We start from the raw sequence: 5946 nt of genomic DNA on the forward strand, positions 1-5946 counted from the left end.
TTATATTCGAGAATCTTTTTAAAATAAAAAAGTGCCTCTTTTGTATTCCCTTCGTTCGTAGCAATTACACCGAGGTTGTTAAGCGCCTCAATATGGTCAGGACGTTCCGCCAATATGCTGAGGTAAAGTCTCTTTGCCTCATTTACCCTGCCCATTTGAGCTTCCTTTAATGCCTCATTGTAAATAAGGTCGAGCTTTCTTTCATCCACCTTGCCCGCTGTGACACCTATATCTTGCCTCTGTCCCTCAGGTGCAGGCTCCTTCCGCTCCTTCCTAATTGCAGGGGTCTTCTGCTTCACACGTTTAGCTATTATTTCCTTCTTAACGACTTCCTTCTTAACGACTTCGGTTTTCTGGACAGCAACCTTTACTTCTTCCTTTGGTTTTGCCTTTTCAGTCTTCACAGGAGTCTTTACAGGCTCAGGTTTTTTTTCTATAAGTGCAACTACAGGCTTTTGGGGCGTCGCCTCTACCTTTTTTGCTTCTACCGTTACAGGTTTTGTCTTTGGCGGCTCAGGCTTCACAATTACCTTTGCAACTACTTTTGGCTTATGAAATGCAGGGATATAAAGATACCCTACAACAGAAGCAATAACCACAATAAGGATGCCATAAACAACCCATCTTGGCTTTTGACCCGGATTTTTAAATGTATAGGTAGTCTTTGTGGTTGTTTGCTTCCTTTCCTGCTGTGCCTTCTTAAGGGCATCAAGGATTATACTCACGGCTTCTCTTCACTTTGCATGATTCTCGGGGTCAGAAATACAACGAGCTCAATCTTTTGTATCTTTTCGGTTTCCACTTTGAAAAGCTTTCCAAGGAGCGGTATGGACATAAGACCCTTTGTCCCGGTGGTTTCCGTTCTCTTTGCGTTCTTGATCAATCCACCTATCACAACAGTTTCACCATCCTTCATCCGTACAATGGTATCTGCTTCACGGACATCAAGGACCGGCACCTGGCTGCCAAGAGGTGATGTTTCTACACTGATCTTATCCGTCAGCATCGGGTGTATATGGAGGATAATATTACCATTACCATCTATCTGCGGTGTAACATCGAGAATAAGGCCAACAGTAATAAATTTCGGTGTATATGTAGCAAGAGGTACACCGCCAACACCAATAGATTGCTGTTCATCGAAATAGACATCCTGTGTTGCAACCTTTATAATTGCCCTTTGGTTATTAAGTGTTGCAATCTTTGGACTCGAAACGACATTCACTGTTCCCTGGGTTCTCAAGAGATCAATAAAGGTATTGTTAATGTCGAGATTTTTCGACCCCACAAAGAAACGAAAGTAGGGAATACCTGCAGGGTAGGCAGTAGTGCCGCTAGGAGGAACTGCTGGCAGGGGGTTTAGAAGCACCTGCTGACCCCTTGCTGCAAACTCTCCTATCCTCGCATCAATAAATCGCCAGTTTATCCCTTCCCTGGATTCATCATTGAGCGTTACCTCCACAATTCTTGCCTCAATCATCACCTGCCTGTGGATAACGTTTTCCGCAGCCTGCAGAAACAAACCGATATCCTTTAGATACTTTGGATAATCGGTGGCAAATACCATCATGGCCTGTCTATTGACCACAAACTTTCCATCCTTAGAAATCAGGTTCTTCAGATTATCTTCAAGATTTTTCCAGATATCTGATTCTGATTCACTTTTAATAGAAACCGTGGAATCTGTTGTGCCTGTTGTGCCTGTAGTTCCTGTACCCCCCGTAGTCCCAGCTTGCGAACCGATTGTACCCACAACAGTGCTTGTGCCTATTTTTTTGAGGGTAAGGTAATTCAGATGAAATATCCTTGCCTCAAGTTTTGGCTTTGAGACATAGATCGTTCTCTCTTCTATTTTGTATGTAAAATTCAACGGCTCAAGGATATATTCCAGCGCCTTTTCCAGGGTCACGTTCTTGAGGTCAACGGTGCATGTCCCCTTTACATCTGGTTCCATGACGACGTTGTAATTAATCTGCTTTGAGATAGCCCTCAGTATGTCCTTGACATCCGCCTCCCTGAAAGAGAAAGAAAAAAGTTCCTTTGATTTAAACACCTCAACACCTTTTTCTTTTTCCATCTGCAAGGATACAGGGCTCGCGATATCAACGGGTTTTACAACTTTAGGAGGTTCCGCTGCCCTCTCTACATGGGCACATGACGAAAACACACACATTAATGCAATTAAAATAAATCTATTTCTCATTTCCCCCTCTCAGTACTTTTCGTTTTTGTTAAGTCCTCAGGAGCAGTATCTTCAATGTTCATTAAATTCAGTACCCTCTTTGAACCATTCCTTTTAGTGAGAATAACCCTGTCTACCCCTATCTCCTGTACCTTTTCGTCACCCACCAAATCACCCTTCTTTACTACTTCATGGTCTATTATCGCAATCCTTTCATTTCCCCTCTCAAGAATAGCAACAAGTTTAAAGGTCGTCTGTAGCTCACGCCTTTTCTCTGTCTTGACTTTGGGAAGCAAAAAGGGGTCTCTCCCCCACGTAACATCAATCTTTTCCAGTTGCGCCCTGACTTCCGGTTTAACCTCCTGCATTCTTGCGGCTGGTTGAGGAACCGCTACAGGAACAGTTGCGGCTGGAGGCACCGGAGCTACTCTCGCCGGGGGTTTCTTTTTACCTGTGAAAAAATAGATATATCCAGCCAGTAGTATCGCTATTACAAGTGCTATGAGTACAGGCTTACTTACCTTCAAATGCCTTCCCCTTCATTGCTTTGAATTCAACCACATATTTCCCGGTCAGAATAGGGTATTCTTTTTCATCATACGAGATTTGAGCCTTTTGAATCCCTCTATAAACCATTTTATTCCCGAGTTCCTCTAAAAATTTTCCTGTTTCGAGAAATCCTCCCTTTATTTCAATCTCAAAAACAGGGTTTATAAGCTGAGATTTTTGTTCAGTTCCAATGGAGGTAAACACACTGCCAAAACGTTCAATAGCAATTCCCCTGTCCCTTGCCAGCTTCATTACCTCCCTCATGAATTCCGGGAATCTTTCAAGGTCTGGCGCCTGGGTCTTGAACTCACTAAGCGATTGCCTCCACTGGGCCTGCTTATTTACAAGCTCAACCATGCCTTTTATTGAGGTGTCTACCTTCTGGTCTTCCTGTTTAATATTTAAAATCTCTTTGCCCCTATTTTTAATATGTGAGGAAAATGGCATATAGAACAGTAAAACCCATGCTACAATCAGGGCTACCGGCAGTCCATACCACAGATAGATACTCTTAAACTTCATATCTTAAACACCTTGCCGTAATTGAAAATTCTATCACCTTTTTCCCTTTTATTGTTTTTATCTCCTTGCTCACTACATCCACGTTCTGCATAAACCCGGACTTTTTGAGGGTAATTATAAAATTAAAAAGGGTTACCTCAAGCGCATCAGGTTCTCCGAATACATACCCTTTCATCGTCACTGTGTAATCATTGCTCACAGCCTTTGTTAAAGCCTGGAATGGAGCCAATTTTGGGAGGCCCTGCTGCCCTGCAGTTGTTGCTGGAGGCGGCTGAACAGGTGGCGCCTTGGGTACCCCAACTGTGGTTGGTGTTTCCGCCTGGGCTTCACTACTAAACTCAACTGATTTCAGATATACATCATTTGGCAGCCTTAATGAGAGATATTTCAATAAGGTAATGAACGTAATATCCTTTTTCTGAATCTCGCTCCTTATTGCAGAGAGCTCTGTGTCACTAAAAGATGATGGTAAAACCCCAAGGACCTTCAAGCCCTCCATCTTCTTTGAAAGGTTTGTCTTTCCTATGCCAACCATCATATTCACTTTATTCAACGTGCTCAGAACATTTAAGGATAAGATTACAAGAATTGCCCCTATAACAATCGTTCCCATTCTTATCAAGCCCTTATACGACTCCTCTTTTCCTCTCTCTTTTATCTCTTTCGGCAACAGGTTCGGGAACAAATCTCTACCCATACACAGGGCGTACGCAGGTATAAACTCACTTTCTACACCCACAGGAACCGTCAAGTAACCTACCTCTTCGACCATGGAATCTTTTAATCTTTCAAAAAAGTTTGGAATCTTCGCCCCTCTACCTGCAATGAAAACCCTGGAGATAGGTTTATCCGGGTATCTCTGGTTGTACACACTGAATGTTCTCTGTATCTCCCCATCAAGCCTCTCAAAAGGCAGCCTCAATACCTCAGTCAACTCTTCATTGAATCCTTTTTCTCGCTTATATTGCTCAGCTTCATCGTAAGAGTATCCTGACCCGCTCATCAGTGCGTCGGAGAAGCTCTCAGATGCTGTTAATATCTCTCTTGCAAACATGAGATTCCTGGCATCGTAGATATATAAACCTGTTCTTCTCCCGCCTACATCAATAACTGCAACAGAACCCTTAACCTCCCCATTTATAGCCTGATTATAGGTAAATGCTATATCCGTGATAAGGGTCACCTGTTTAAACTCAGCATGTTTCAACACGGATAAAACCCTGTTTACGTATTCTTTTCGGGTTCCCACAAAGAGAACTTCTTCCTTTTTTACCCCCTTCTCGTCAACCTCGCCAAGCATCAAGTATTCATACACCATGTCTTCGAGAGGTGTTGTCAAAATCTTCGTGGTTGACCAGTTAAGCACTTCTTTTTGCTCTTTTTTCGGAAGGATGGGGATGGTAAATGTTTTTTTAATAATGTCCTCTGAGGTAATCCCGATGAGGACCTCGAGGTTTATTCCTTCCTTCACCTTGATATCGGAAAATATCATCTCAAGGTCATCAAGGTCACCACTATAAGGGTAATCACCTTTTGAGACAATGTTTTTTGCCCCTCTGCATCTCACATACTTAACGCTGACTGTGCCTATATCTATGCCTAATATATCCATATTGCTCCGCTAATAAAATAACCAGAGATAAAAACAATCATCAATAACCAAATCTCAATGACCAGACAATGACCAATAACCAAATTACAAATTCCAGACTTTATTTGATTATTGGTAAATTGGTTATTGTTCTTTATTTGGTATTTGAACATTGGTGTTTGGTGATTAGTCATTTATCATCTCTATTATATTGTATACCATTGATATGTCAATAAAAAAGTACATTGTAAGGGTGATGCTGGGGTCAGGTCTTGAATTATCAGTTTTTATTGTCAACATTCTTTACCGCCTTACTGACAGTGGTATAATGAATCTTTAAGTAATCGGCAATTTCTTTCAACGTATAGCCACATTTTACATGAGCATCATACATTATCTTGTTTCTCAAAACTTTGCTCTTTTTTTTACCACTCTTGAAAAGCTCTTCAAGCCTTGGCCTGTCCATGTGTCGCTGGTTTCTCGGTACTTCTTTCAATTCATTCTTTTCTGTCAGAACTGTTTTGCATTTTTCGATGAATCTTTTTTCTCCAAGGAATATCTGTCCTTTTAGATTCTTCCAGGGAGTCTCTTTCTTAATACCTTTTATGACAAAGTTTCTGTATAGTTTTTGTGCTCTTTTCTTATCATTGCTGAACTGTCCGAGTATCCAGTCAATAGTAAGATATTGCGGTATTCCTTTTCCGCTTATAGTGGACAGGTAACTACTCCATCTCCAGTCCCCCGGTTTTTCCGTAAGATTTGCTCTTACAGGGTTTAAAACAACATACCGGCATAATTCGAGGAGATAGCTATCTTTATCAACGATGATTGCCTTATACCTTCCCTGGAAAACATGTCCCGTCTTCTTATATTTCCAGTTATATTTCTGGGTATAGATACCATTTAACTGCCTCATACCCCTTGAGAGGTTTCCGTCGGGAGTCTCTATAATCAAATGGTAATGGTTATCCATCAAGCAGTATGCATGGCATAACCAATGAAATCTTTCTATGACAAAACTTAGGATGGCAAGGAAATGTTCCCGATCTTTGTCGTTTCGGAAAATTCTGTTACCGGCATTACCCCGTGAGGTAATGTGGTA

Annotated in this window: 6 protein-coding genes; all 6 read right to left on the reverse strand. The window is 41.6% G+C overall.

Features of this window, described 5'->3' with window-relative positions; all coding sequences use genetic code 11:
* Nucleotides 1-725 (reverse strand): tetratricopeptide repeat protein (locus NTU69_07870; GenBank protein MCX5803429.1); only part of this gene is annotated, 725 nt, incomplete at its 3' end.
* On the reverse strand, nt 722-2203 hold the full coding sequence (locus NTU69_07875) for a secretin and TonB N-terminal domain-containing protein (protein MCX5803430.1): 1482 nt from the start codon (nt 2201-2203) through the stop codon (nt 722-724). The genes NTU69_07870 and NTU69_07875, both read right to left, overlap by 4 nt.
* On the reverse strand, nt 2200-2709 hold the full coding sequence (locus tag NTU69_07880) for a hypothetical protein (GenBank protein ID MCX5803431.1): 510 nt from the start codon (nt 2707-2709) through the stop codon (nt 2200-2202). The genes NTU69_07875 and NTU69_07880 overlap by 4 nt, the downstream gene beginning before the upstream one ends.
* Nucleotides 2696-3253, reverse strand: coding sequence for a hypothetical protein (locus NTU69_07885; protein ID MCX5803432.1), 558 nt, complete (start codon nt 3251-3253; stop codon nt 2696-2698). Before NTU69_07885 ends, NTU69_07880 begins: the two co-directional genes overlap by 14 nt.
* The gene (gene pilM / locus NTU69_07890) at nt 3243-4865 is read right to left on the reverse strand and encodes a pilus assembly protein PilM (GenBank protein ID MCX5803433.1); all 1623 of its coding nucleotides are present in this window, start codon (nt 4863-4865) and stop codon (nt 3243-3245) included. Before pilM ends, NTU69_07885 begins: the two co-directional genes overlap by 11 nt.
* A gap of 259 nt (nt 4866-5124) precedes the next feature.
* Nucleotides 5125-5946 (reverse strand): transposase (locus tag NTU69_07895; GenBank protein MCX5803434.1); only part of this gene is annotated, 822 nt, incomplete at its 5' end.

Source organism: Pseudomonadota bacterium, assembly GCA_026388215.1.
GTDB lineage: Bacteria > Desulfobacterota > Syntrophorhabdia > Syntrophorhabdales > Syntrophorhabdaceae > JAPLKF01.

Excerpts from the sequence above, each read along its gene's own strand:
- NTU69_07885 (MCX5803432.1), bottom strand. The coding sequence starts at position 3,253 with ATGAAGTTTAAGAGTATCTATCTGTGGTATGGACTGCCGGTAGCCCTG.
- pilM (MCX5803433.1), bottom strand. The coding sequence starts at position 4,865 with ATGGATATATTAGGCATAGATATAGGCACAGTCAGCGTTAAGTATGTG.
- NTU69_07875 (MCX5803430.1), bottom strand. The coding sequence starts at position 2,203 with ATGAGAAATAGATTTATTTTAATTGCATTAATGTGTGTGTTTTCGTCA.